The sequence below is a fragment of the Pseudarthrobacter equi genome (assembly GCF_900105535.1).
Taxonomy (GTDB): Bacteria; Actinomycetota; Actinomycetes; order Actinomycetales; family Micrococcaceae; genus Arthrobacter; species Arthrobacter equi.
In genome coordinates, this window is the sequence record NZ_LT629779.1 from 1,132,135 (window position 1) to 1,156,606 (window position 24,472).

Consider the following 24,472-nt stretch of genomic DNA (forward strand, 5'->3'; position numbering starts at 1 on the left):
CGAGGAAACTACTGCTGCCCACGCGCCCGTGCCTACGAGGAACCAAGCAAATGAAACTAGCCACGTCGAATTCACCAGGTAGCTTCCACCCCGCTGACGTGGACCTGCTGAAACGGCGACACCCGCCGTCGGACCTTCCTCCCGAACGCCCGTCCCGATAGATTCGACAGCAAGATGACTAATTCAGAATTGCCGCACCGTGCCACCGCCTACTGGACCACCGCGAAAGAACAGGGCGAACTCCGGTCCGAGGACCTGCCCGCCCCAGGGCCGGGGGAGGCCTTGGTCCGCGCACTGTACTCCGGTATCAGCAGGGGCACCGAGATGGTGGTCCACCGGGGCGCGGTGCCGCCAAGGGTTGCCGACGGAATGCGGGCCCCGCACCAGGAAGGCGATTTTCCGGGGCCAGTGAAGTTCGGCTACCTGTCGGTGGGCGTCGTGGAGGAAGGCCCGGACGAGTGGAAGGGGCAGCGCGTTTTCTGCCTCAGCCCGCACCAGGACCGGTACGTCGTCCCGGTGGACGCCCTCACAAGAATCCCGGACGGCGTTCCGTCACAGCGTGCCGTGCTCACCGGAACAGTGGAAACGGCCATCAATGCCCTGTGGGAGGCCGAACCGAAGCTGGGGGACCGCGTCGCCGTCGTCGGGGCCGGCCTGGTGGGCGGGATGGTGGCCACCCTGCTGCGGACCTTCCCTCTTCAGCGTCTTCAACTCGTTGACGTGGATCCGGGACGGAAGAAGCTGGCAGACACCATCGGCGTCGAGTTCACGAGCCCCGAGGACGCCCTGGACGACTGCGACATCGTGATCCACTGCTCCGCCTCCCAGGAAGGCCTCGAACGCAGCCTCCAGCTGGTGGGCGACGACGGGGACGTCATCGAGATGTCCTGGTACGCGGACCGAAAGGTGACCGTACCCCTGGGGGAGGACTTCCACGCCCGGAGGCTCTCCATCAGGGCAAGCCAGGTGGGCATGGTGGCCCGGTCCCGCCGGCACCGCCGGACCAACGCCGACCGCCTCGACCTGGCCGTCTCACTGCTCACCGACCCCGTCTTCGACGCTTTCCTCACCGGACAGTCAGCCTTTGAGGACCTCCCCGAGGTGGTCCAGGGCCTGTCCGATGGAAGCCTTGAAGCCCTCTGCCACGTCATCGAATACCCGCAGGACGCCGCCCGCCAGCCCGAAAGATCGGTCTGACAAACCCAACAGCCGGCACACGCCGAGCCCACCGATTCACCAAGCAGAGCCAGAGGAAATCCATGTTCAGCCTGACCGTCCGCCGCCACTTCATGATCGCCCACAGCCTGCCGCGCGAGGCTTTCGGCCCCGCCCAGGGGCTGCACGGCGCAACGTTCGTCGCGGAGGTGGCGTTCCGCCGTCGTGCCCTGAATGACAACGCGATCGTCCTGGATATCGGCGCCGCCGGAACCGTGATCGAGGAAGTGCTCGACGGGTTGAATTACAAAAACCTGGACGAACACCCCGACTTCGAGGGCAAGCTCAGCACCACCGAGGCCCTCGCCCAGTACATAGCCCAGGCCGTGGCGGAGAAAATCAGCGATGACGACGACGGCCGCCACCTGGACGGGATCGACGTCACCCTCCGCGAGAATCCGGACGCCTGGGCCACGTTCTCGCTGGACCTCAACGCCTGACCCATGCGCGTGGTGCGGTTGCTGGTCCCCGCCAACATTCGCCACAGCTCCGGCGGCAATGTATACAACGCCCGCCTGGCTGAGGGCCTGGGAAACCTGGGGTGGGAGGTGCAAGTCCTTCCGATCAAAGGGAACTGGCCCCACGCTTCTGCCAAGGAACGACGCCGGTTCGGCAGCGTTCTAGGCGCCTGGGAGCCAGAGCAAAGGCAACAGTCAGCCGAGGTGCTGGTGGACGGGCTGGTCGCCGTCGGCGCCCCGGACGAGCTCGAATTTGCGGCCAAGGCGGGCCGGCAAATAAGCGTCCTGGTGCATATGCCCGTCCCGGAAACTTCCGGCCCGGAAGCGTTGCAGAAAGAAGCAAGGGCACTGCGTGCGGCGGCGGGTGTCATTTGCACCAGCAGCAGCGCGGCCGGAATCCTCAAGGCGCGCGGCCTTCCCAACGCCCGGGTCGCGCTGCCGGGAGCCGATCCGGCCCCACCCGCCACGGGCTCGCGCCCTCCACACCTCCTTGCCGTGGCCGCATTGCTGCCCAACAAGGACCAACGCCTCACCGTGGCAGGCCTCGCTGGCATCAAGGATCTGGAGTGGACGGCGTCGCTGGTCGGATCTGAGCAGGTAGATCCGGCCTATGCCCGGCAGGTGGAGGAAGCCATCGCCCGCAGCGGCCTGGCAGGAAGAGTGCAGCTAAGGGGGGAGTTGACGGGGGATGCGCTTGAGGCGGAATGGAACCGTGCAGACCTGAGCCTTCTTGTCTCGCGCGAAGAAGCGTTTGGCATGGTGGTCACCGAGTCGCTGGCCCGCGGCGTCCCCGTAGTGGTCCGGCTGGGGACCGGTGCGGTCGAAGCGCTGGACCTTGCCTCACTGAAGGATGCCGACGGCGGCATGCGCCTTCCTGGGGCGGCGCTGACGCTGCCACGCGGGGGCGAAGCGGACGCAGCCGTACTCGGCCGGACCCTTCGGCAGTGGCTTGAGAACCACGCTGTGCAGCGGGACTGGCGCAGCCGGGCCCTGGAAGCGCGTGGCCTCCTGCCCGGCTGGGAGAAGACGGCCGGGAACGTCGTGCGTGCGCTGACCGGCGCCGGGTAGAGCCCAGCCAGGGCAAGACTAAAAAGGTCTCCGCCGACTACAACCGTGTCCGGTGATCCGCAAAGAAGTCCCGCAGCAGCACCGAGCTCTCGTCTTCCCGGATGCCGGGGTAGACCTCCACCCAGTGGTTGAGCCGCCGTTCACGGAGGATGTCGAACACGGACCCCGCAGCGCCAGCCTTTTCGTCCCAGGCGCCGAACACCACCCGGGGAATCCGGGCAAGAACAATGGCCCCGGCGCACATGGCGCATGGTTCCAACGTGACCACCAGCGTGCAGTCGGACAGCCGCCACCCGTCGTCCGGACCGCCGCCGAGCCGTGCCAGTTCCCGCAGCCGCTCTGCAGCCTGGCGGATGGCCACCACCTCGGCATGGGCGGTGGGGTCTCCGAGCTCCTCCCGCTGGTTCCGCCCCGAACCCAGCACCTCGCCGTCGGGCCCCAGCACCACGGCGCCAATAGGAACATCGCCGGTAGCGAGTGCCGCGCGGGCCTCCGCCAGGGCGAGGCCCATCCACTCGTCGTAACTGTTCGATGCGGAGACCATGGCTCAATGATAGTTTCGAGGGATAGTAAGCCTGCGTACTGAATGCCGGGGAGGCGCCGTGAGTACCGTTCGGGACCGCGTGGACCGTTGGATCAAACCGTATGCCGCCTTGTGGCTGACCATGGCCGTGGGCGGAACCCTGATAGTCGCCATGGCGCTGCTGGGCGCCGAAGTGTATTCGGACGTGGTGGATGACGAAGGTCTGGCGAGCCTTGATATCCCCGCCCTGGACTACGCACAGTCACTGCGGAATCCCGGACTTGATGCGTTCGTCACTGGTTTCACCAACATTGGCGGCGGCATCGGCATGCCCATCCTCGCCACGCTCCTCACCGCGTGGCTGACCTTCCTCAGCAGGTCGTGGCGCCCGCTCCTCCTCGTTGGCGGCGCAGCTGCGGTTTCCACCGCGGCCACCACCCTGGGTAAGCGGCTGGTGGGCCGGACCCGGCCGGACCACTCCGAAGCTGTTCCGCCCTACGAAGACTCGCCGTCGTTTCCCAGCGGGCACACCCTCAACACCACGGTGGTGATCGGCGTGCTGGTGTACATCATCTGCCTGCAGTTCCAGGTCCTCAGCGTCCGCATCACGGCCATCACCGCGGGTACCGTCTTCATTGTTTCCATGGGCCTGAGCCGGGTTTTCCTGGGCCACCACTGGTTGACCGACGTCATTGCCGGCTGGACGCTGGGCCTGGCCTGGGTCGGGTTCGTCATCCTGGCCCACCGGATGTTCCATCTGATCCGGCGGAAGCAACATGCCGGGCCGGCGCCCACGTTTGAGCGTCCCGTGGTGCGCGATGTCGTAGCGGACGCCATGCACCACGACGGCGGCACGCACGGCCGCGGAACGGACCACGACGGCGGCACGCACGGCCGCGGAACGGACCACGACGGCGGCACGCACGGCCGCGGAACGGACCACGACGGCGGCACGCACCCCCGAGGGTAGGTTCACGACGCCGGGACGCACCCCGGCGGGCGGGTCACGCGCCAAGAGCCCAAGCCAGGAACTCCGGCAGGGACAGCGCCGGATGATAGTTTTGAGCAATGCGCACTCTCGTTGTGGACCACCCGCTGGTCGCCCATAAGCTCACTGTCCTCCGGGATAAGAACACCCCTTCGCCCGTGTTCCGGCAGCTGACCGAAGAGCTGGTGACACTGCTGGCGTACGAGGCCACGCGAGAGGTCCGCACCGAACCCGTCACTATCGAGACGCCGGTCAGCACCACTTTGGGCACGGCCTTCACCAAGCCCACGCCGTTGGTGGTCCCCATCCTGCGCGCCGGCCTCGGCATGCTGGAGGGTATGACCAAGCTGGTCCCCACCGCAGAAGTGGGTTTCCTGGGCATGGCCCGCGACGAGGAAACCCTGGATATCATCACCTATGCCGAGCGGCTGCCCGAGGACCTTACCGGCCGGCAGGTCTTCGTCCTGGACCCCATGCTTGCCACGGGCGGAACGCTGCGCGAGGCCATCAAGTTCCTGTTCAAGCGCGGGGCCTCGGACGTCACGTGCATCTGCCTCCTTGCGGCCCCGGAGGGCCTGGCCAAGCTGGAGGAGGAACTGGGCGAAGCGAACGTGCACATCGTCCTCGCCTCGATTGACGAGAAGCTGAACGAAAAGTCCTACATCGTTCCGGGCCTTGGGGATGCGGGAGACCGCCTGTACGGCATCGCCGGCTAACCGCATTGACCGGGCGGAAGGCCTTCCGCAATATGGGGTCCGGCCGTAGCCTGTGGCAATGGACTGGAAACTTGAACTCGTGTTTGTCCCGGTGTCCGATGTGGACCGCGCCAAGGATTTCTACGTTAACAAGGTTGGTTTCAACGCCGACTTCGACGAACGTCCGTCGGAGTCCATCCGCTTCGTGCAGCTGACCCCGCCTGGCTCAGCATGTTCCATCTGCATCGGTGAAGGCCTCACGGACGCTCCTCCGGGTACAGGCTCCAACCTCCAGCTGGTGGTCAGTGACATCCAGGCCGCCCACGACCACCTGAAGAACAACGGCGTGGACGTCAGCGATGTGGATGTCCAGGACTGGGGTCATTTCGTGTACTTCGCAGACCTCGACGGCAACCGCTGGGCCGTCCAGTACATCCCGGGACGGTAACGGCACGTCCCGGCCCCCGGACCACGACGCCTTCGCGGTATTTCGCCGCCACGGCGAAGCAGGTGCCGATCCGCTCGGCGGCCGGAGGGTCAACTCCAAAAACTGCTACCTCGCACGCATGGCTGCGGAGACGACGACGGCCGCCGCTGAACCGGGAAGGTTCGGCGGCGGCCGGTCGGAAGGCCTCAGCCAGTGAGGGTTTTTAGTACCAGTTGTGACCGAGGTGGAAGTTCAGGGCGCCACACGGGGACTGGTAGCGCTCCTTGATGTAGTTCAGGCCCCAGTTGATCTGGGTACGGTAGTTGGTCATGTAATCGGGGCCGGAGCTCGCCATCTTCTCGGCGGGCAGGGACTGGACGATGCCGTAGGCGCCGCTGCTGGCGTTGGTGGCGGTGGTGGTCCAGTCGGATTCCTTGGTCCACAGGGTGACCAGGCACTGCATCTGGTCCTGGGCCCACCCGTAGCTGGCCAGCTGGCCGGACGCGTAAGCCTGTGCGCCGGCCGGATCGTTGACGGCGACGACGGGGGCGGGCTCGGGAGCGGGAGCCGGAGCAGCCTCCGGTGCGGGGGCCGGGGCCGGTGCGGGCGCTGCGGCCGGGGCAGGTTCGGCCGCGGGTGCGGGGGCCGGTGCCGCTTCCTGGGGCTGAACCTTGAGCTCGGCGGGCGCCGACGCGGCCGGGTTCGAGCGGATTTCGCTCTTCTCGATGCTCATCTGGGAATCGGCGGCAGCGGGGGACTCTGAGCCGGTGGCCGCCACGCGGGACATGGCATCCGTGGCCTGGCCCGCGGCGCCTACGCCCACCAGCATCGCTGCGGACACTGCGAGGACCGCGGCGCGCTTGCCGAAGGAAGACTTCTTACGGGTTTCAGGCTGCGCGCTGTGGCTCGGAGCCGATTTTGGGCGCGGTTTTACCGTGAATTTAGACATGTTTAGTTCGCCTCTCACACCTGCGGAGTTAGCTGTCGGGTTCGGATGAGGGCATCCGGCCGCACGGCAAATACACGTGCTGGCTTAACCCCAAGGGCAGTACTGCGTTGCCCGGGACGTGGGTCCCCCGCCTCTGCCTCAGTTCAAGCGAAATCCGGGAAGTGGCAGAGCTTGGCGTCATCCGGATATGCGGCCCGAACGGGAACCGCACCATATCGACGGTACAGGAGAGCGGCGCTTAAGTCACATTTAGGTAACAGACATCACGACGACGGCGCGTCGCCTTGGCGAATTCAGGCTACAGTCGGGAGCCGGAGCGCGAACTCCGTCATCCCCGGCCGTGATGTGACCGTTACCCGGCCTCCGTGGGCTTCCACGATGGACTGGACGATGGACAGGCCCAGCCCGCTGGTGCCCTCTGCAACGGCCGCGCCGGCCTGGTCGCCGCTGCCCTTGCGGGCTGCGTCTGCGCGGGCGAAGCGTGAAAAGACGTGGTCCACGAAGTCCGCCGGTATGCCCCCGCCGTCGTCCGTGACCGTCACGACGGCGGCGCCGTCCGGAGCCGTGCCGACGCCGGCCACCACGGTGGTTCCGGCAGGGGTGTGTTTCCGGGCGTTGGACAGCAGGTTCATGAGCACCTGCCGCAGCTGCGCGCCGTCCCCGTTCACCAGCACCGGCTCCGCGGGAAGATCGAGCCGCCAGGTGTGGCTGGGGGCCATGACCTTTTCGTCGTTGACGCTTTCCACCACCAGCTGCGTCAGGTCCACCTCGGCCAGCTTGAGCGGCTGGCCCTCATCCAGCCGCGCCAGGAGCAGCAGGTCCTCCACCAGTGCCGTCATCCGCTCGGACTGGCTCTGTACCCGGGCCAGTGATTTCTGACCGTCGGGAGTGAAGTCCTCCGTCATCCGCATCAGCTCGGTGTAGCCGCGGATGGCGGTCAATGGGGTGCGGAGCTCATGCGAGGCGTCCGCCACGAACTGGCGCACCTTGGTTTCGCTCTTCTGCCGGGCTTCCAGGGCGCTGGCCACGTTGTCCAGCATGAGGTTCAGCGCATGCCCCACACTGCCCACTTCGGTGCCCGGGTTGGAGTTCGACGGCGGCACGCGGACGGCGAGCGCCACCTCGCCGGCGTCCAGGGGCAGTTCCGACACCCTGGTGGCAACCTCGGAGAGCTGTTCCAGCGGTTTCATGGTGCGGCGGATCAGCACCGTCCCCACCAGGCCGATCAGCAGCAGTCCGCCCAGCGAGACGAACACGAAGGTCCACACGAGGGACCTGAGGGTACTTTCCTTGGCGGCCAGGGGGAGTCCCGTGACCAGGATGTCACCGGAGCTTGTCTGGACCGCGATCAGCCGATAATCACCGCTGGACATCGAACGGTCCACGGGCCTTGAGTTGGCATCGAGCGCAAGGAGCGTCTCCTTGTCCTCTGTGGACAGGGGCTGGCGGGTGGTGTCCGAGGCGAGGAAGCCGCCGGAACTAACCTGGCTGTTGCGGATGCTCGCGTTGACGGTGCCGATTCTTTGGCCCCGGGCGTCCAGGGGATCCCGTCCGTTAAAGCCGCCAAAGGGCGGGCGGCCCGGGTTGTCGGCGAGGTTGGCGGCCTGGCTGAGCTGGTCATCAAGCTGCCGGGTCAGGAAGGCGTCCATCGATGCGTAGCTCACGATGCCAACGGCACCGCAGATGGCGATGAGCAGGGCCATGGCCAGGGCGATCAGGCGGGTACGCAGGTGCCAGGTTGCGGGCCTGAGCCAACTCCGGGTGTAGGAAGCGTCTGAAGGGGCCATGGCGAGCTAGTCCGCCGGCTTGATGACGTAACCGGCCCCGCGGACGGTGTGGATCATGGGCGGATGGACGGCGTCGATCTTCTTGCGCAGGTAGGAGATGTAGAGCTCGACGATGTTGGCCTGGCCGCCGAAGTCGTAGTCCCACACCCTGTCAAGGATCTGTGCCTTGCTGATGACCCGCTTGGGGTTTTCCATGAGGTAGCGGAGCAGTTCGAACTGGGTGGCCGTCAGCTGCACGTCATCCCCGGCGCGGGTGACTTCCCGGGTGTCGACGTTGAGCACCAGGTCGCCAACCACCAGTTCGGCAGTGTCCATGGCGGCGACGCCTGAACGCTGGACCAGCCGGTGCAGGCGGAGGATGACTTCCTCCATGCTGAACGGTTTGGTGACATAGTCGTCGCCGCCGGCGGCCAGGCCGACGATGCGGTCCTGGACTGCGTCCTTCGCGGTAAGGAAGAGGGCTGGCACCTCCGGCGCGAAGGCGCGGATCCTGCCCAGCAGCTCCACGCCGTCGAACCCCGGAAGCATGACGTCCAGCACCAGGACGTCAGGGCGGAAGTCCTTGGCCAGCTTCACCGCCTCGGGCCCGTCCGCTGCCACTGCCACGGACCACCCCGCCATCCGCAGGCCCATGCTCATCAGTTCTGAAAGGCTGGGTTCGTCATCCACCACCAGGGCGCGGATGGGGGAGCCGTCCGGGTGGGAGAGCTTGGGGAGGTTGTTGGTCATGGAGTGCGAGGTGGCCATGGGACAAGTCTCCGATCCTTGGATATAGGCGGGCTTTGGGCTTCCTGTGCCCCAGCTGTGAATCCCAGCCTAGCCAGCTGGGCGTCGCAGCGGGTGTGGCAGGGTCGGCGCCACGGGCAGCATGTCTCAGTCAGGAATGCCCCGCCGCACAGCCCGGACTCAGGAACGCGGCTGACGCTGATGGAACATCAGCAGAGGCGACCGCCATGTTCCCTTCCCGAGGAGCAATCTATGGACCGGCAGAACAACCGCGCCGTCCCGGACGAACCGGCCCAGGGCGGACAGCCGCATCAGGCCGGCACCGCGGCCGAGGGGCAGGGAGGCCCGCAAAGCCAGTGGGAAGTCTTTGCCGGCAATCCCGACAGCCCGCAGGCACCTTCGGCCGAATATGTGATCCTGCAGGGTTCCTCCTACGTGACCATGGCGTCCCAGACGGGCACCGTCACGGACGTTTCGTCGGACTCACTGACCGTCAAGAGCGAGGACGGGTTCCCGCGCACCTACGCCGTCGGAGCGGATGTGCAGGTATCAGAGGGCATGCGGCAACGGGGCAGCGGCAGTACGGGCGGCACCCTGGACATCTCGGAAGTCACTTCTGGATCAACCGTCCGCGTTACCGCGCTCAAGTCCTCGGACACCTACACGGCCCAGACCATACTGCTTGCTACGGCGTCCGGTACGGCAGCAGCTCCGGGTGCGGGGACAACCACTAACTGACCGGCCGGCGCCATGTGAGACGCCGCCGCGGTGGCCTCGTTCAGGTAGTCGGGAGCCGAAAAGACCGCTAGCAGCCGGCAAGGAATTGGACAGTGAGGACCCTCCGGTGGGTGGATTCTATGTCAAGCGATTGAAATTCGGCCTGATTCGATAAAGATCGCATCCATCGAAGATAGTTCAGTAGGACGACGGTTCGGAGGTCCATCTTCGGATAACGGACGTTATTATTTGACGTTCCCAGAATCGTGATCTGTCGCACATTTCGCCGATTCGTCTCACGATGCGGACGATTCTGCCCATTGTTACTTGCAAGTTGCCATTGTTACGCTGCACACTTCCAATGTGAACAAGAACTCAACAGCACCTGCAGCCGCAGAATATTGGCCCAGCACATCAGCTGCTGCCGACATGCGCTGTTGTCGAATGCACGCCTGACCTTCTACACCCTTCGAAGTTCTTAGGCATTCGCCCCCAGCCCAGCGTCGGGCGCCCCTCCCCATTCGCAGTGCGGGGAAACCCAGCATTCGAGTGCCGCTATGGCGGCCATTCACATTGAGGTAAGCATTCCATGTCAGTTGCATCCGGATACGTCCACATCTCCGTCCGTAACGCCGCCAAGGCAGGGCAGCCGTCGGGCCTCCGCCCCGGTTTCGGCCCCCGCCCCTCGCTTGCTCCGACGTCAGGAAACAGCTTCCCGGCTCAGGGCTACGCACCCCAGGGCTACAACCCCAACTCTTACGGCCAGCTCCGCGCCGTGCAGCCCACGGAGACCGCGGCGCCCATCACCGCCCCCACCCCCGTGGTGGCCGGGCCCAACGCCGTCCGGCCGGTTCCGAATGAGAACGTGGCCCGCGGGTTTGTTCTCTACATGGGTATTGATGAGGAAACCGCTGCAGCTGCCGGCACCTCCATTGCCAAGCTTGCCCAGGAAATCCGCGCCTACGCCCAGTCCCTTGTGACCGGCGCCGAAAGCTACGCCGCCGTGGCGGTTGCCCCCGCCGGCACCCCCGGTTCCGCGCTCGACGTCGTCCGTTCCACCTTCGGCGACCCCACCGTCAACGCCCGGCAGCGCACCGAGGCACCCCGGCCCCAGCAGCCGCAGGAGCCCCGCCCCTCCGGCGTCCTGATCGACCTCGCCCGCCGCGAAGTCCACCTCGACGGCGAATCCCTCAACCTGACCTTCAAGGAGTTCGAACTCCTGAACTACCTGGTGGAAAACGGCACCCGCACCGTGGGCCGCGACGAACTGCTCGAAGGCCTGTGGCGCAACGCCGAAGAGGTCCCCAACGAGCGCACCATCGACGTCCACATCCGCCGCCTGCGCTCCAAGCTCGGCCGCCTGGCCAACACCGTCCGCACGGTCCGCGGACAGGGCTACCGGTTCTACGAGCACCCCGAGGTCGTCGTCTGGGCCGCTCCGGAATACTCGATCTAGGTTCTGCCTCCGCCCTAAGGCGGCACTACGCAGAAAGCCGCTTGGCGTATCCGGGTCCTCAAGGCACTTGCCTACGCGGCTGGCGGGGCGCGCGTCACTGGGGGCACGGTTTAGCGGCTCTTTGTTCCTGCTGGCGCCCGGTATTCCGCTGATTCCCTTCCTGCCTGGTCCTAAAAGCGTGCTTGGCGTGACGCTTCTTCGGCTGCCCCTCCTGCCTTTGCTTGCTGTTGCTGGCGATAGGCTTGGCCCATGAGTGAGCACCATCTTCGCCGGCTTGTGATCATGCGGCACTCCAAGGCCGACTGGCCCGGCGGGGTGGCCGACCATGAGCGGCCCCTCGAGGAGCGAGGCCACCGGGAAGCGCCGCTGGCCGGGAAGTGGCTGCTCAAGCACAACATCGTCCCTGACTTCATCCTGTGCTCGAGTGCCCTGCGTACCCGCCAGACCTGCACCTGGGTGTGCTCGGAGCTGGGGGACAAGGCCCCTACGCCCAAGCTCGAGGACGGGCTGTATGCCGCCTCGGCCCTGCGTATGCTCGCCGTTGTCAACCACGTTCCGGACACCGTGACCACCCTGATGCTGATCTCGCACCTGCCGGGCGTCCAGGATTTGGCGATGCACCTGGCCTCCCGCGACTCTGACCACGACGCCTACATGGACGCCGCCACCCGCTATCCCACCAGCGCGCTGACGGTCCTGGAAACCGAAAAGTCGTGGGCCGAGCTGGACGGTCAGGACGCCCGCATCACCAGGTTCAAGGTTCCCCGGGCCCACTAGCAGCGATCTCGCGCAGCAGTTCCGACACGTAACGGATGCCGGGGCTGGCCGTCATGGTCCTGCGGTGGACAATGCCCACCTGCCGCGCCTGGACCGGGTCCGTGACGGGTACCGCAATCACCCCTTCAGGCAACGCGGGACGGCCCAGCCGCGGAACCAGGGCCACCACGGCGGCCTGCTCCACGAGGGCAACGTGGGTGGCGAAATCGGGGTCGTAGACCTTGATGTCGGGAACCCGGCCAAGATCGGCGAAGATCCTCAGCAGTGCTTCGTTGCAGATGGCCCCGTGCGGGGTGCTGATCCACTGCTCATCCACCAGGTCCGCCGGCGTGACGCCGGAGCGCCGTGCCAGCGGATGGCTGCTGTGAACCAGGACGTCGGCTATGTCCTCGGACAGCCACTCCAGGGACAGATGCTCCGGGATCACGAGGGGCACGGAGTTCCAGTTGTGCACCAGGCCCAGGTCCGCCTCGCCGTTGGCCACGCGGGCCACGGCCTCGCGTGGGTCTTCGGCGAGCACGCTGACGTCCAGGTCGCTTTCGGTGGCGGCGAGCTTGCCCAGCAACGGCCCCACCAGGCCGCGGCACGCAGTAGAGAACGCCACCACCCGCAACTGCCCGCTGGGCTTGGCCGGATCCGCCAGCAGGGTTGACTGGAGTTCTTCGAGTTCGGCCAGGATGCGCCGCCCGTATGCAGCGAGCGCCACGCCGCGTTCAGTGAGCAGCACGCCCCGTCCCCGGCGTTCCAGCACGGCAAAGCCGGCTTCCTTCTCCAGCTTCTTAACCTGCTGGGAGACGGCCGAGGGGCTGAACCCCATGGCTTCGGAGGCTGCAATGACGGAACGGTACTGTTCGATCGCGGCCAGGGCCCGAAGTGAGCCGATGTCAATCATGAAGCAAAGGTACATGATTGGCAGTGCAAATAAACGCTGGTGCTTCATTGGGTGTTCTGCCACCCTGAGGAGGTGAACCTCCGTAACTCTCTCCTCGCCGTCCTCGTAGCCATCCTGTGGGGCCTGAATTTTGTGGCCATCGACATCGGGCTGCACCCGGGGGACCGTAACGTCCCGCCGCTCCTGTTCGTGGCGATGCGCTTCGTCCTGGTAGTGGTCCCGTGGATCTTTTTCATCCGCAAGCCGGACGTCAGCTGGAAGGCGATCATCGGCGTCGGCCTCTTCATGAGTGCCGGGCAGTTTGGACTCCTTTACCTGGCCATGGCGCTGGGAATGCCGGCAGGGCTCGCTTCGCTGGTGCTGCAGGCGCAGGTGCTCCTGACGGTCCTGCTGGCCGCCGTCTTCCTTGGTGAACGGCCGGGACCCCGCCAGCTTGCCGGGGTGGTCCTGGGCGTAGCGGGGCTGGCCGTCGTTGCCGTGGGCCGCAGCGCCGTGGCACCCCTGCTGCCCTTCCTCATCGTCCTCGCGGCCGCACTGTCCTGGGCCGCCGGGAACGTCATTGCCCGGAAGGCGCGGGCGGCCTCGGGGCTGGGCCTGGTGGTGTGGTCCGGCGCTGTAGTGCCGCTGCCCCTGTTCGCCCTGTCGCTGCTGGTGGACGGCCCCGGCGCGGTGCTGGGGACGCTCGGGCACCTGCAGGCGCCCACGCTGCTGAGCGCGCTGTACACGGCCGTGTTCGCCTCACTGGTGGGCTACGGAATCTGGAACCGGCTGCTGGCCAGCCACCCGTCGTCGGCCGTTGTTCCCTTCACCCTGCTGGTCCCGGTGGTGGGAATGGCCACGGCCTGGCTGGTCCTCGCGGAAATTCCCACGCCAACGGAAATTGCGGGCGGGCTGCTGCTCCTTGCAGGTGTGGCGACGGCGGTGGTGACCTTCAGGCGCAGGCCGCCTCAGCGGCCAGTGGTTGAGCCGTTGCCGGATTTCGGCGACGGGCGGCGGGCAGGCGTGGACGGCAACCTGGCCGGCGGCCGGGTCCCCGGGGCGCGCTGAGCCGCCGAACGCTGCGATCCTGACCTCTGCACGCCCGAACCCTGCGCGCCGGGCCTCTGCACGCCCGAACGCTGCGCGGGGTTCGGTGCAGATCCCCGGCCGGCGGGCCGTCCGGCAGCCACCGGCCTGCGTCCTGCCGTCGCAGGCTTGCGCCCGGTGCCAGCACGACGGCGGGACGGCCACGCGGCGCCCAGGAAGAGGACCGCGAGGGTCCCCGCAGCGGCGGCAGCGGCCACCATGAAGTAGTTGTCTGGATCGTTCGTGGGCAGCGGGGTGCCGATGAAGGATGACTCGCCGTCGAACGCCAGCTCCCAGGTGCTCAGGAATGCGAGCGAGCACGCGATAGTGATGCTGGTACCCGCTCCCGTTGCCAGGAGGGCCAGGTGTCGACGCCGGACCAGCAGCTCCGCGACGGCGGCCACGTAGGCCAGCGCCAGGACGCCGAGGAACGCGAGGAACACCGGTTCAGCGAGCGTCATTCCGGTCAGGACCAGCAGCCCGGCCGCGACGATGCCGCAAATGACCGCAAACTTTCCACTGTTGCCCATGTGACGCATGTGCTCCATCATCCCCGAGGGTGCGCATCCTTCAGGACGTAGCCGCGCATGATGGCCATGATTGCCGCAACGCTTTGGTCACGGGTGCGTTCGGGGTTGTAGGTCTGCCGGTCCAGGCCCACCACGAAGCAGGCACCGAAGATGGCCGTTTCAAGGCTCCCGCGGGGTACGGACTCGTCCACCGGGTAGGCTTTCGCCACGTTGTCCACGGCCTGCCCCACCACCTCCAGCAGCTCCCCGCGAAGTACCGCGAAGGTGCCCTGCCACTCGCTGGGGATGCGCCAGTTCTCGCTCACCCACAGCCGGGCGAAGGACGGGTACTCGGCCATGAAATCCATGGCCTGCCCGATCATCGCCTCCATGGCCACCAGGGGGTCGCCGTCCGAAACGGAAGGATCCCCTCCCAAACCAGTGGAACGCCCGGCTTCGGCGCCGGTCTTATTGCCCTTGCCCGGGCGCCCGGAACGGGGGTTCCCGGCGTCGGCCGCTCCCAGCAGCCTGGCCTTCAGGATGTCCACACCATGCCTCAACAGCTGGGCGATCAGCTCAGACTTGCTGCCGAAGTTGTAGTAGACCGTACCTTTCGAAACCCCTGCGGCGGCGGCGATTTCGTCCACCGTCACGTTTGCGGCCCCGCGCTCGCCGATCAGTGCCATGGAGGCGTCGAACAGCTTCTGCCGGGTGGCCGTGGTCCGGGCCGGCCGCCGCGCCTTCGCAACGTCCAACGGGTGGGTGCCCATTTCCGCCGTTGCCAGGACCACCTGTGCCGCTGCCCCGTCTACCAAGGCCCGGTCTGCCGCTGCCCCATCTGCCAAGGCCCGGTCTCCCGCGGCCCGGTCTGTCGCTGCCTCGTCTGCCAAGGCGGCGCCCGTATCCTCCGGGTCCTTGCTCATACGGCAATCTCCGGCTTGAGCGTCTTCAGGGTCCAGTACTTGTTCTTGCGTACCGCCAGCGTGGACATCACGGTACCCAGCAGGGTGTAGCCCAGGAGCCCGGCCACGGTGGGCAGGATCATGGACAGGTCCGCCCCGTAGATCAGGTGCCTCATTCCGGTCACCACGTACCCCATGGGAAGGATCTCGTGCACCACATGCAGGGGCTGCGGTGTGGTTTGCCAGGGGAAGGTGCCTCCCGAGGACACGAGCTGGAGCACCAGCAGGATGAGCACCACCAGCTTGCCGGGGGAGCCCAGCAGCGCAACGATCCCCTGGATCAGGGCGCTGAACGCCATGGCCGCCGCCAGCATGAATAGCCACATCATCACCGGGTGCGCGGGGTTCAGGCCCAGGGCGAGGTTCACCACCAGGGTCAGCAGGGATGCCTGCACAACGGACACAGCCAGGAAGGGGAGCCAGCCGCCCAGGGCGATCTTCCAGGACGGGGCGTTGGAGGCCAGCGCCCGCTGGGTGATGGGGCGCATGGCCTGCACCAGCATGAAAATGCCAATCCACAGGGCCAGCGTGAGGAAGAACGGTGCCAGCCCGGCGCCGTAGGAGTTGGCCTTGGCCTGCGAAACGTTGCTGACCGCCACAGGATCCGCCATGACCCTGGACAGGTTGTCCTTCTGGGCGTCGTCGGGGTTGGGAACCTGCCCCGCACCCTTGCCGATCTCGTCGGCCAGCGTGCGTGAACCGTCCGCGGCCGTGCCGGCACCGTCGGCCAGCTGGGCAGCGCCGGAATCGAGCTTCTGGGCCCCCGCGGCCAGGCTGGAGGTACCGTCCAGTGCTGCCTGTTCGCCGGTGGCCAGCGTGGCGGCACCGGTATGGAGCTGGTCGGCGCCGCTGGAGGCCTGCCGGATGGCATCCTTCAGGGCGGGCGTGGCGGCGGCCAGCTGCGCGGCGCCCACGCTCACGGCCTCGGAGCCGTCGGCGAGCTGCTGGATCTGGGCAGCGTCCGACTGCAGCTTCGCCTTGGCAGCAGCCACCGGGCTGGACGTGGCCGCGGCATCGAAGTCGGCAAGGATGGCGTTGGCCTGCTCCTGCGTCAGGACGCCAGAAGCCACCAGCCTGCTGTTCGACTCCACCACCCGTGCCCGCAGGCCCTGGTCCGCCGCCTCCAGCTGCGTTGCCACATCCTGGACCTTGGTGTTGAGCTGGGCGTTCCCGGCGGCAACCTGCGCGGCGCCGGACGCAAGCGTCTGCGAGTCGGTGGGGAGCGATCCCGTCTTGTCCTTCAACACCGACAGCCCGCTGCTCAGCTGGCCGGCGCCGTCGGTGAGCTGGTTGGCCCCGTCCCGGAGCTTCAGCTGCCCCGCCTGGAGCTGGGAGGCTCCGCTGCTCAGATCCGTGGTTCCCTGGTGCAGCGTCACGGTACCGTCGCGGAGGGAGGCAACGCCGTCCGCCAGCTGCCCCGCGCCGTCGGCTGCTTTCACCATTTGGGTGTGGATGGTTCCGAAGCCGGTGAGCAGCTGGTTCGCGGTTTCCTCACCCACCTCGGTGGCCACCGTGGTGTGAACCGCAGTGGTCAGCTTGTCCACGATGGTGCTGAGGAGGTAGTTGTTCGCATCGTTGGTGGTGACGTTGAGCATCGCCTGGCTCGCGGAATCGAAGCTGCCCGGGGACGCCAGGTTGGCGGAGAAGTCCTTGGGGATCTTCAGTGCAAAGGCATACTGGCCGCTGCTGACGCCCTCATCCGCTGCCGCGGAGCTTTCCACCGGGATCCAGTGGAAAACGTTGCCCTCCACCAGGCTGTCCGCCACCTTCGCCCCGGCCTCCAGGCGGGTACCGTCGCTGCTGCCGGCCCCCGTATCCTCCACCACCAGTGCGGCATCGAGGTTGTTCAGGTGGCCGTAGGGGTTCCAGTTGGCGTACAGGTAGACGGCCCCGTACAGGAGGGGGACCATGGTCAGCGCCAGGATGGTCAGCTTGGGCAACAGCCCGCCGGTCATGCGCTTGAGTTCGGAGCGGGCCAGCCGGATGACTGTCACTTGGCAACCTCGGTTTCGAGTTCATCGGTCCGGACAGGCTGCCCGGTGTGTGCGGGGGTGGCCCGGCTTTCATGGCCGCGGGTATCCACGTTGAGGGCTTCGTCTTCGTCCGGATGCTCCGGCAGCGCGTCGTCGCGGGACGCAGCTTCGTGGCGGGCAGCCTGCCCGCCATCGATCGGCTCACCAGTTTCCGTCACGGGCACGTTTGCCACGGCATCGTTGCCCGCCACGGCGGACGGGCCGTCCCACGACGGCGGGAGGGCGCGCACGGTGGCGACGACCGCGAGCGGCCTTCCGGCGTCGGACGCCAATTCCAGCAGTCGGGGCAGCCAAGCGGCGTTGTCCGCGCTGTGCCTGTCCGGAGAGTCCACCACGAGGAGGTCGGTGTGCGGGTTGGCCAGAGCCAGGGCGGTCAGCAGCTCCAGCCGCCGGGCGGGGTCCAGCTGTTCGGTCCAGAGGCCTGCGATGTCCTCGAAGCGGTTCACTTTGAGCCACGGGCCGCTGAGCAGCGCACCCCGGTAGCGGCGCGGCACCAGGGCAAGGTCCTCCGTCACGAGGTCGCGCACGCTCAGGTGTTCCTCCGGCTCGTTCACGCCGGGGGAGTCCACCAGGGCGCTGGCCAGCCGCAGCTGCCGGGTGCGCTGTTGCCCGTCCCAGGCGACAGAGCCGCCGGTGGATTTCATCCGCCCGCTAAGGGCAAGGGCAAGGGCCGTGCGCTGGTCCTGGCGGTCACCGGCCACCAGCAGGAGCTGTCCCCGCTCCACGGAAAGCGTGGTGGGAGGGAGCAGGGGATCGCGGCGGCCTTTGACGGAAAGCTGGCGTGCTGAGAGCAAGAGGGGCCTTTCACAGAAAGTGTCTGCTCCAAGACTAACCAAACTGACCGGTCAGTTCAAATAATGGTCCTACAGCCCATACTTCTCCAGCAGGCGCAGCCACACCTCGCTGATGGTGGGGTAGGCGGGGACCGCATGCCACAGCCGGTGGAGCGGAACTTCACCCACGACGGCGATGGTCGCCGCGTGCAGGAGCTCGGCCACGTCCGGCCCGGCGAAAGTGGCGCCCAGGAGGACTTTCCGGTCCTCGTCGATGACCAGCTGAGCCCAGCCCTCGTAGTTCTCGGAGTGCAGGGAGGACCCCGCAACCTGGATGGGGAGCTCCACTGACGAGACGTTGTAGCCGTCCTTGCGGGCACGCTGGAGACTTCGGCCCACCGTTGCGAGTTCCGGATCGGTGAAGACCACCCCGGGGACGGCGTGATCGTTGGCGGTCTGGGCGAAGCGGCTCCAGTCCGCCGGACGTCCATCCAGTTCTCCCTTGGCGCGGGCTGCAATGGCGTCCCCGGTGGCGCGGGCCTCGTATTTGCCCTGGTGCGTATAGAGGTTCTTGCCCGCGGCATCGCCCACTGCATACAGCCAGCCGCCGTCACCCTGGGCGGCCTGCACCAGTCCGGTGTTGTCCGTTTCAAGGAGCAGCCGCCCGTCCGCGTCCGCGCCGAAACCGACGCTTTCCAGGCCAAGTCCCTCAAGGGCGGGGTGCCGGCCCGTGGAGACCAGGACCTTATCTGCCGTGATGCTGGAACCGTCGCCGAGCTCGATACTGAACGCCCCGTCGTCGTCCATTCCGATCCGCTGCGTGGACGTGTGGAGGCGAAGGTCCACGCCGTCAGCCCGCAGGCCGGCGGCAACAAGCCCGGCGGCTTCTTCCGGGAAGCTTCCCAGCAGGCCGCTGCGCGCAATGAGCGTTACTGCGGAGCCCAGCCGGGCAAAGGCCTGGGCCAGTTCGGTTCCTGCCACGCCGCCGCCCAGCACTGCCAGCCGGGCCGGCACCTCGCTGGCCGAGGTGGCTTCCCGATTACTCCAGACCTGAACGTCCGCCAGCCCGTCAATGGGCGGCTGGGTGGGAACCGATCCGGTGGCCAGGACCACGGCGTGCCTGGCCTCGAGCCGGTGGTCTGTTCCGTCCAGCCCTGCCACCTCAACAGTCCTGGGCACCGTGAGGAAGGCATGGCCGCGGATCAGCTCGATGCCGGAATCCTTGACCCATTCCACTTGTCCGTCGTCCTGCCAGTTGGACGTGAAGTAGTTCCTCCGGGACAGGATGGCTTTGGCATCCAGGGTCCGGGTGACGGCTTCCTTGGCGCCGGGTGTCGTCTGCGCCCCATGCAGTGCGGTGCCCGGCCGGAGCAGGGCCTTTGACGGCATGCAGGCCCAGTATGAGCATTCACCGCCCACCAGTTCGGCCTCAACGAGTACGGCGGTGAGCCCGCCCTTGACCACACGGTCCGCCACGTTTTCGCCGGCAGCTCCGGCACCGATTATTACTACGTCATACTCGCGCCCAGCAGGCTCAGGAATCATGGGGACAGCCTACGCCGGGCCGCGGGACAGGGCTTGCAGGTTGGCTGGTGCCTTCGTAGCCGCATCGTGTGGCGAAGTTTGCTGGTCCGCAAGGTCGTGGCCGGCCCCCGAGCAGTCTTCGGGGATCCTGGCCTTGTTCGCGTATCTGGGCCTTGAAGGTTCTGACTCGCGAATTAGGCCGGGATTGGCGGCGTTGCCGCGGGCGTGGATAGCCTGGAAAACCGAGACTTAAAGCAGAAGGTCCGCACCGGCGAACCGGTGCGGACCTCATTTGTGCGCCCAAAGGGATTCGAACCCCTGACCTTCTGTTCCGTAGACAGACGCTCTATCCAGCTGAGCTATGGGCGCATCTCGTGTTCCCGGAGAAGAACCGCTCTCCTTGGAACTCGAATTACTTTACGCGAGTCTCGACGGAGTGCCAAATCGAGAGCCCTGTTATCTGCGCTACTAGACCGGTCTAGGTGACCTTCCTCACTTAATCGTAGACTTTTCCACAAATATTCCTTGAAATCTCGCGGAATCCGCATTTTGAGCAAAGTTGTAGCAAGCAAACTGCCGAAAACCGGAACTGGTCCGGACCATAGCATTTAGGACACACCGATGAACCCGAGGAAGGGAACCACAATGGGCGATCTGGCACAGAAGCCGCTGCTTGACGAAGCACCCACCACACATGCCGGACTGCTGGCATGGGTCGAAGAAGTTGCTGAGCTGACGCAGCCGGACCGCATCTACTGGGTTGACGGGTCCGAAGAGGAGAACACGCGCCTCACCGATGAACTCGTTGCCGCCGGCACGCTGACCAGGCTCAACCAGGACCTGTTCCCCAACTCCTTCGCAGCCTTCTCCGATCCGGCCGACGTCGCCCGGGTCGAGGAGCAGACCTTCATCTGCTCCGAGAACAAGCGCGACGCCGGCTTCACCAACAACTGGATGGCTCCTACGGAGATGAAGGAGAAGCTGCGCGGCCTCTTCGCTGGCTCCATGCGCGGCCGCACCATGTACGTCATCCCCTTCGTCATGGGCCACCTTGACGCGGAGGACCCCAAGTTCGGCGTCGAAATCACCGACAGCGCTTACGTTGTGGCCTCGATGCGCATCATGGCCCGCATCGGCACCGATGTCCTGAACCGCATCACCGAGACCAACGCCTTCTTCGTTCCGGCCCTGCACTCCCTGGGTGCGCCGCTGGAGCAGGGCCAGGCCGACGTGCCCTGGCCGTGCAACCCGGACAAGTGGATTGTCCACTTCCCGGAAGAGCGCTCCATCTGGTCGTTCGGCTCCGGTTACGGCGGCAACGCCCTGCTCGGCAAGAAGTGCTACGCCCTTCGCATCGCTTCCGTCATGGCCCGCGACGAGGGCTGGCTGGCCGAGCACATGCTCATCCTCAAGCTCACCTCGCCCGAGCAGAAGACGTACTACGTCTCCGCCGCCTTCCCGTCCGCCTGCGGCAAGACCAACCTTGCGCTGCTTGATCCCACCATCAGCGGCTGGAAGGTGGAGACCCTCGGCGACGACATCACCTGGATGCGTTTCGGCAAGGAAGGCGAGCTCCGCGCCGTTAACCCCGAAGCCGGCCTGTTCGGTGTGGCCCCCGGTACCGGCTGGGGCACCAACCCCAACGCCATGCGCGCCATCGCCAAGGGCAACAGCATCTTCACCAACGTTGCGATGACCGACGACGGCGGCGTGTGGTGGGAGGGTATGACCGAGGAAACCCCTGCGCACCTCACCGACTGGCAGGGCAACTCCTGGACGCCCGACTCGGACAAGCCCGCTGCGCACCCGAACTCCCGCTTCTGCACTCCGATCGACCAGATCGACATGCTCGCCGAGGAATACAACAGCCCCGAGGGCGTGGAGCTGTCCGCCATCCTGTTCGGCGGCCGCCGCAAGACCACCATCCCGCTGGTGACCGAGGCCCGCAGTTGGTCCAACGGCATCTTCATGGGCTCCACACTGTCCTCCGAAACCACTGCAGCTGCAGCCGGTGCGGTGGGCGTGGTCCGCCGCGACCCGATGGCCATGCTGCCCTTCATCGGCTACGACGCAGGCGACTACCTGAACCACTGGGTCAACCTGTCCGCCAAGGCCAACCCGGAACGGCTGCCCAAGATCTTCCTGGTCAACTGGTTCCGCCGGAACTCCGAAGGCGGCTTCGCCTGGCCCGGGTTCGGCGACAACGCCCGTGTCCTCAAGTGGGCCATCGAGCGCCTCGAGGGCAAGGCCGACGCCGTCGAAACACCCATCGGATTTGTACCCACCGGCGAGGCCATTGACCTCGAAGGCCTGGACATGACTCCCGCCCAGGTGGAGGAAGCCGTCAAGGTCGACCCCGCAGAATGGGCCACCGAGCTGGCCTCCATTGAGGAATGGTTCGACAACTTTGGCGGCTCGCTGCCGCAGGCGCTGCAGTCCGAGCTGAGCGGCCTGAAGTCCCGCCTGGCCTAGGAGTTCTTCGCTGAGTACGACGGCGGCCCCGCACCTTTTGCGAAAAAGGTGCGGGGCCGCCGTCGTTCCCTTTAAAACTTACCCATCGACTGCCCGCGACGGCCCTTTTGGGCTGGCGCAGGGGCCGGTGGGGACAACCGACGTGTCTCAGCTGGCCTGCCAGATGTCCGGGCCGAAGACTTCGTAGTGGATGCGGGTTGCCGGGATGCCGGCGTTGATGGCCTCGTTGCGGATGTTCTTCATGAAAGGCAGCGGACCGCACAGGTAGAGGGACGCATCGGCGGGAAGGTCCACCTCGCGCAAGGACATGAATCCTTCCTTCGCACCGTCCACCGGCTGCTCCAGCCACAGCTGCAGCTCGGCACCTTGCAGGCGCTCGACGTCGTCCGTCATCTGGCCGCGCAGGGCCCAGCTGTCCAGGGTGCTCTCTGCGTGCAGCACGAGGACCTGGCGGTCGGAGCCGGTTTCGGCGAGCGAGCGCAGGATGGAGGCCGTGGGGGTGCAGCCGATGCCGGCGGAGGCCAGGACCACCGGGCCGTCGCCTTCCTTGAGCGTGATTTCGCCGTAGGGGTTCGAGATATCGAGAATGTCGCCCACCTGGACATTGTTGTGCAGGACGGGGGAAACCTCACCGCCGTCGTCCTTCTTGGTGGTGAAGCTGCGGCTGGTGCCGGCTTCGCCCGAGAGGGAGTACTGGCGCACCTGGCGCAGGCCGTCCGGAAGCTGGACCTTGACGCTGACGTACTGGCCCGGAAGTGCTTCGGTGATGGGGGTGTCGTCGGCTGGTTCCAGGGTGAACGTCATGGATCCGACGCCGGCCGGCGTCTTTGCGGCCACGCGCCACGGCGCCCACATCCTGCCGTTGGCCTGGGCCGCGTACAGGCCTTTTTCCAGCTTGATAAGCGCGTCTGCCATGAGCCAATAGACCTCGGTCCAGGCTTCTGCGATCTCCGGGGTGATGACCTCGGCCAGGTCTTCGGCGATCGCTGCGAACAGGTGCTCGTAGACCACCTTGTACTGCGGTTCGGTGATGCCGAGGGAAGCGTGGCGGTGGGCAATGCGGGACAGGACGGTTTCCGGCAGGGTGCCCGGGTTGTTGACCAGGTGGGTGGCGAAAGCGGCGATGCTTCCGGCAAGGGCCTGCTGCTGGCTGCCGTTGCGCTGGTTGGAGCGGCTGAAGAGGCCGTCGAGGAGTTCCGGGTGTGCGGCGAACAGGCGGGCGTAGAACTTGGGCGTAATGTCGCCGATCCGTGACCCCACCAGCGGCAGTGTGGCTTCGATGACGGGGCGGGATTTATCCGAGAGCATTGCGGACTCCTGAGGTTGGGACCGGGGCCTTTGTCCGGCCTTTACAAAATGCTTGCATTTGAAATGCGAGTATTTCTGCCTCAGTTCTACACCTCGTAGAAGTTTGAAATCAAACTGGGAGAAAGCTCCCGGCTGTAAGGGGTGGTTGAGGCCAGCTACGGCCCCGGCTGCACGCTGGGACGGAGCGGTCCCAGCAGTCCCGGGCGGAGGCCAATCATCTCGAAAACCGGCGCCATTTGGCGGGACCCCGGAAGATCGGCAATGACTACCGGATCAAGCTCACGGTAGAACGCCTCGCGTGCCCGGGCCAGGGCTGCGCGCAGCTTGCATTCATTGATCAAGGGGCAATTGCCCGTGGCGGCCATGCAGTCGGCCGGGTCCGTGCGGGTATCGAGCTCGCGCAGGATCTGTCCCACGGTGGCCGTCCTGCCGGCACTGCTCAGCCGGGAACCACCGGTGCGGCCCCGCTCCACGTCGATCAGCCCCATGGTGCGGAGCCTGGCCATGGCCTTGCTGACGTGGTTGTACGGCGTCCCCACGGAGTCCGCGATGTTCTGCGTGGTCAGGAGCTGGCCGCCCGGAACGGCCGCCAGCACCATCAGTGCCCGCAGGCTGACGTCGGCAAACGCGTTGATTTTCATGGCGCGGCGCCTGGTCTAGTCCACCCAGATGGCGGGCTCGTTGGTGTCGGCCTCCAGCTGGCCGAACTCCCAGGTTTGGGTTGCAGCGTTGGCCGCGTAGGGAAGCACGGCGGCGAAAACCGAGCCGTCCCGGTGCTCGGCGGCAACGTGGATGGCGTCGGAGTCCTCCTCCACCAGCAGGATGTCGCACACCAGGGCAGCGGCGCGGTAATCGTCCCGGTTCTGCCGCAACAGCGCGTTCAGGTCGCTGATCATGGCGTCAGCGTCGAACTCGGCGCCGCTTCCGTCCTCGGCATCCGCCGGGGAGACGGCCACCAGCCGCACCTCGCCGTCGTTCTGCACCGTGAGGGCGAACGGGAGGAAGCCGCCGGCGCGCTGAAGCTGCTCCTGGGCGGCGCTGACGCCGGTTCCGAGGAGGTTTTCAAGGTCGGTCGCCGTGGCTTCGGGGACAGACTCCCGCCAGCTTTCCTGCCCCGCCGTGGCGGGCCCGGTATGGTCGGCCACGGG

At 66.5% G+C, this 24,472-nt stretch carries 24 protein-coding genes, 1 tRNA gene and 1 riboswitch; of the genes, 11 read left to right on the forward strand and 14 right to left on the reverse strand.

What is annotated here, in order from left to right:
• The first annotated feature begins 174 nt into the window (after window positions 1-174).
• The 3 genes from BLT71_RS05160 (at window position 175) to BLT71_RS05170 (ending at window position 2,741) form a co-directional block, all read left to right on the forward strand.
• Window positions 175-1,197 carry a zinc-dependent alcohol dehydrogenase gene (locus BLT71_RS05160; protein WP_091718181.1) on the forward strand — a complete coding sequence of 341 codons (1,023 nt, stop codon included), beginning with the start codon at window positions 175-177 and terminating at the stop codon, window positions 1,195-1,197.
• A gap of 62 nt (window positions 1,198-1,259) precedes the next feature.
• Window positions 1,260-1,655: a 6-pyruvoyl trahydropterin synthase family protein gene (locus tag BLT71_RS05165; protein WP_091718183.1), complete on the forward strand. Its 396-nt coding sequence runs from the start codon at window positions 1,260-1,262 to the stop codon at window positions 1,653-1,655.
• 228 nt (window positions 1,656-1,883) lie between these two features.
• Entirely contained in the window at window positions 1,884-2,741 is an 858-nt protein-coding gene (locus BLT71_RS05170; protein ID WP_322788315.1) for a glycosyltransferase, read from the forward strand.
• Between the two features lie 37 nt (window positions 2,742-2,778).
• Here BLT71_RS05170 and BLT71_RS05175 read toward each other — a convergent pair whose 3' ends face one another.
• Complete coding sequence (locus BLT71_RS05175) at window positions 2,779-3,285, reverse strand: nucleoside deaminase (RefSeq protein ID WP_091718187.1); 507 nt, start codon at window positions 3,283-3,285, stop codon at window positions 2,779-2,781.
• A 58-nt stretch (window positions 3,286-3,343) separates the two neighbouring features.
• Between BLT71_RS05175 and BLT71_RS05180 the strand changes: the two genes are divergently transcribed.
• From BLT71_RS05180 to BLT71_RS05190, 3 genes are all read left to right on the forward strand, one after another.
• The gene (locus BLT71_RS05180) at window positions 3,344-4,234 is read left to right on the forward strand and encodes a phosphatase PAP2 family protein (RefSeq protein WP_407681235.1); all 891 of its coding nucleotides are present in this window, start codon (window positions 3,344-3,346) and stop codon (window positions 4,232-4,234) included.
• Between the two features lie 98 nt (window positions 4,235-4,332).
• On the forward strand, window positions 4,333-4,968 hold the full coding sequence (gene upp / locus BLT71_RS05185; RefSeq protein ID WP_091718189.1) for a uracil phosphoribosyltransferase: 636 nt from the start codon (window positions 4,333-4,335) through the stop codon (window positions 4,966-4,968).
• A gap of 58 nt (window positions 4,969-5,026) precedes the next feature.
• Complete coding sequence (locus BLT71_RS05190) at window positions 5,027-5,395, forward strand: VOC family protein (protein WP_091723823.1); 369 nt, start codon at window positions 5,027-5,029, stop codon at window positions 5,393-5,395.
• A gap of 202 nt (window positions 5,396-5,597) precedes the next feature.
• On the opposite strand, the gene BLT71_RS20320 is transcribed toward BLT71_RS05190, so the two are convergent.
• From BLT71_RS20320 to BLT71_RS05210, 3 genes are all read right to left on the reverse strand, one after another.
• Complete coding sequence (locus tag BLT71_RS20320; protein ID WP_157693424.1) at window positions 5,598-6,323, reverse strand: aggregation-promoting factor C-terminal-like domain-containing protein; 726 nt, start codon at window positions 6,321-6,323, stop codon at window positions 5,598-5,600.
• A gap of 3 nt (window positions 6,324-6,326) precedes the next feature.
• A riboswitch (cyclic di-AMP (ydaO/yuaA leader) is annotated at window positions 6,327-6,483 on the reverse strand.
• 133 nt (window positions 6,484-6,616) lie between these two features.
• The gene (locus tag BLT71_RS05205) at window positions 6,617-8,110 is read right to left on the reverse strand and encodes a sensor histidine kinase (RefSeq protein WP_091718194.1); all 1,494 of its coding nucleotides are present in this window, start codon (window positions 8,108-8,110) and stop codon (window positions 6,617-6,619) included.
• A gap of 6 nt (window positions 8,111-8,116) precedes the next feature.
• Window positions 8,117-8,857 (reverse strand): response regulator transcription factor, encoded by a 741-nt coding sequence (locus BLT71_RS05210; RefSeq protein ID WP_015936024.1) that lies wholly within the window; start codon window positions 8,855-8,857, stop codon window positions 8,117-8,119.
• A gap of 231 nt (window positions 8,858-9,088) precedes the next feature.
• On the opposite strand from BLT71_RS05210, the gene BLT71_RS05215 reads away from it, so the two are divergent.
• The 3 genes from BLT71_RS05215 to BLT71_RS05225 all read left to right on the forward strand — a co-directional run bounded on the left by BLT71_RS05215 (window position 9,089) and on the right by BLT71_RS05225 (window position 11,786).
• Window positions 9,089-9,574 carry a hypothetical protein gene (locus BLT71_RS05215; RefSeq protein ID WP_091718196.1) on the forward strand — a complete coding sequence of 162 codons (486 nt, stop codon included), beginning with the start codon at window positions 9,089-9,091 and terminating at the stop codon, window positions 9,572-9,574.
• Between the two features lie 568 nt (window positions 9,575-10,142).
• Window positions 10,143-11,009, forward strand: a complete 867-nt coding sequence (locus tag BLT71_RS05220; protein WP_056076619.1) for a winged helix-turn-helix domain-containing protein — start codon at window positions 10,143-10,145, stop codon at window positions 11,007-11,009.
• A 249-nt stretch (window positions 11,010-11,258) separates the two neighbouring features.
• Window positions 11,259-11,786, forward strand: coding sequence for a SixA phosphatase family protein (locus BLT71_RS05225; protein ID WP_015936026.1), 528 nt, complete (start codon window positions 11,259-11,261; stop codon window positions 11,784-11,786).
• On the opposite strand, the gene BLT71_RS05230 is transcribed toward BLT71_RS05225, so the two are convergent.
• Window positions 11,764-12,678 (reverse strand): LysR family transcriptional regulator, encoded by a 915-nt coding sequence (locus BLT71_RS05230; RefSeq protein ID WP_091723825.1) that lies wholly within the window; start codon window positions 12,676-12,678, stop codon window positions 11,764-11,766. The two genes, BLT71_RS05225 and BLT71_RS05230, sit on opposite strands and share 23 nt — an antisense overlap.
• Window positions 12,679-12,750: 72 nt before the next feature.
• Here BLT71_RS05230 and BLT71_RS05235 point away from each other — a divergent pair, with 72 nt between their 5' ends.
• On the forward strand, window positions 12,751-13,725 hold the full coding sequence (locus tag BLT71_RS05235) for an EamA family transporter (RefSeq protein ID WP_091718198.1): 975 nt from the start codon (window positions 12,751-12,753) through the stop codon (window positions 13,723-13,725).
• Here BLT71_RS05235 and BLT71_RS05240 read toward each other — a convergent pair.
• From BLT71_RS05240 to BLT71_RS05265, 6 genes are all read right to left on the reverse strand, one after another.
• Window positions 13,626-14,273: a hypothetical protein gene (locus BLT71_RS05240; protein WP_231994450.1), complete on the reverse strand. Its 648-nt coding sequence runs from the start codon at window positions 14,271-14,273 to the stop codon at window positions 13,626-13,628. The genes BLT71_RS05235 and BLT71_RS05240 overlap by 100 nt on opposite strands.
• A 17-nt stretch (window positions 14,274-14,290) precedes the next feature.
• A complete protein-coding gene (locus BLT71_RS05245) occupies window positions 14,291-15,022 on the reverse strand; it encodes a TetR/AcrR family transcriptional regulator (RefSeq protein ID WP_091723827.1) in 732 nt (243 codons plus the stop codon).
• A 149-nt stretch (window positions 15,023-15,171) separates the two neighbouring features.
• Complete coding sequence (locus BLT71_RS05250) at window positions 15,172-17,208, reverse strand: YhgE/Pip domain-containing protein (RefSeq protein ID WP_091718202.1); 2,037 nt, start codon at window positions 17,206-17,208, stop codon at window positions 15,172-15,174.
• Window positions 17,205-18,041, reverse strand: coding sequence for an ABC transporter ATP-binding protein (locus BLT71_RS05255; RefSeq protein WP_091718204.1), 837 nt, complete (start codon window positions 18,039-18,041; stop codon window positions 17,205-17,207). The genes BLT71_RS05250 and BLT71_RS05255 overlap by 4 nt, the downstream gene beginning before the upstream one ends.
• Before the next feature lie 69 nt (window positions 18,042-18,110).
• Complete coding sequence (locus BLT71_RS05260; protein WP_091718206.1) at window positions 18,111-19,565, reverse strand: dihydrolipoyl dehydrogenase family protein; 1,455 nt, start codon at window positions 19,563-19,565, stop codon at window positions 18,111-18,113.
• A 274-nt stretch (window positions 19,566-19,839) separates the two neighbouring features.
• Window positions 19,840-19,913: transfer RNA gene (locus tag BLT71_RS05265), tRNA-Arg, on the reverse strand.
• Window positions 19,914-20,189: 276 nt separating this feature from the next.
• On the opposite strand from BLT71_RS05265, the gene BLT71_RS05270 reads away from it, so the two are divergent.
• The gene (locus tag BLT71_RS05270; protein ID WP_091718208.1) at window positions 20,190-22,016 is read left to right on the forward strand and encodes a phosphoenolpyruvate carboxykinase (GTP); all 1,827 of its coding nucleotides are present in this window, start codon (window positions 20,190-20,192) and stop codon (window positions 22,014-22,016) included.
• A 147-nt stretch (window positions 22,017-22,163) separates the two neighbouring features.
• Here BLT71_RS05270 and BLT71_RS05275 read toward each other — a convergent pair whose 3' ends face one another.
• The 3 genes from BLT71_RS05275 to BLT71_RS05285 all read right to left on the reverse strand — a co-directional run bounded on the left by BLT71_RS05275 (window position 22,164) and on the right by BLT71_RS05285 (window position 24,469).
• The gene (locus BLT71_RS05275; RefSeq protein ID WP_091718210.1) at window positions 22,164-23,324 is read right to left on the reverse strand and encodes a globin domain-containing protein; all 1,161 of its coding nucleotides are present in this window, start codon (window positions 23,322-23,324) and stop codon (window positions 22,164-22,166) included.
• Window positions 23,325-23,479: 155 nt separating this feature from the next.
• Entirely contained in the window at window positions 23,480-23,965 is a 486-nt protein-coding gene (locus tag BLT71_RS05280) for an RrF2 family transcriptional regulator (protein WP_091718212.1), read from the reverse strand.
• A gap of 15 nt (window positions 23,966-23,980) precedes the next feature.
• Entirely contained in the window at window positions 23,981-24,469 is a 489-nt protein-coding gene (locus tag BLT71_RS05285) for a hypothetical protein (RefSeq protein ID WP_091718214.1), read from the reverse strand.
• Window positions 24,470-24,472 lie beyond the last annotated feature (3 nt).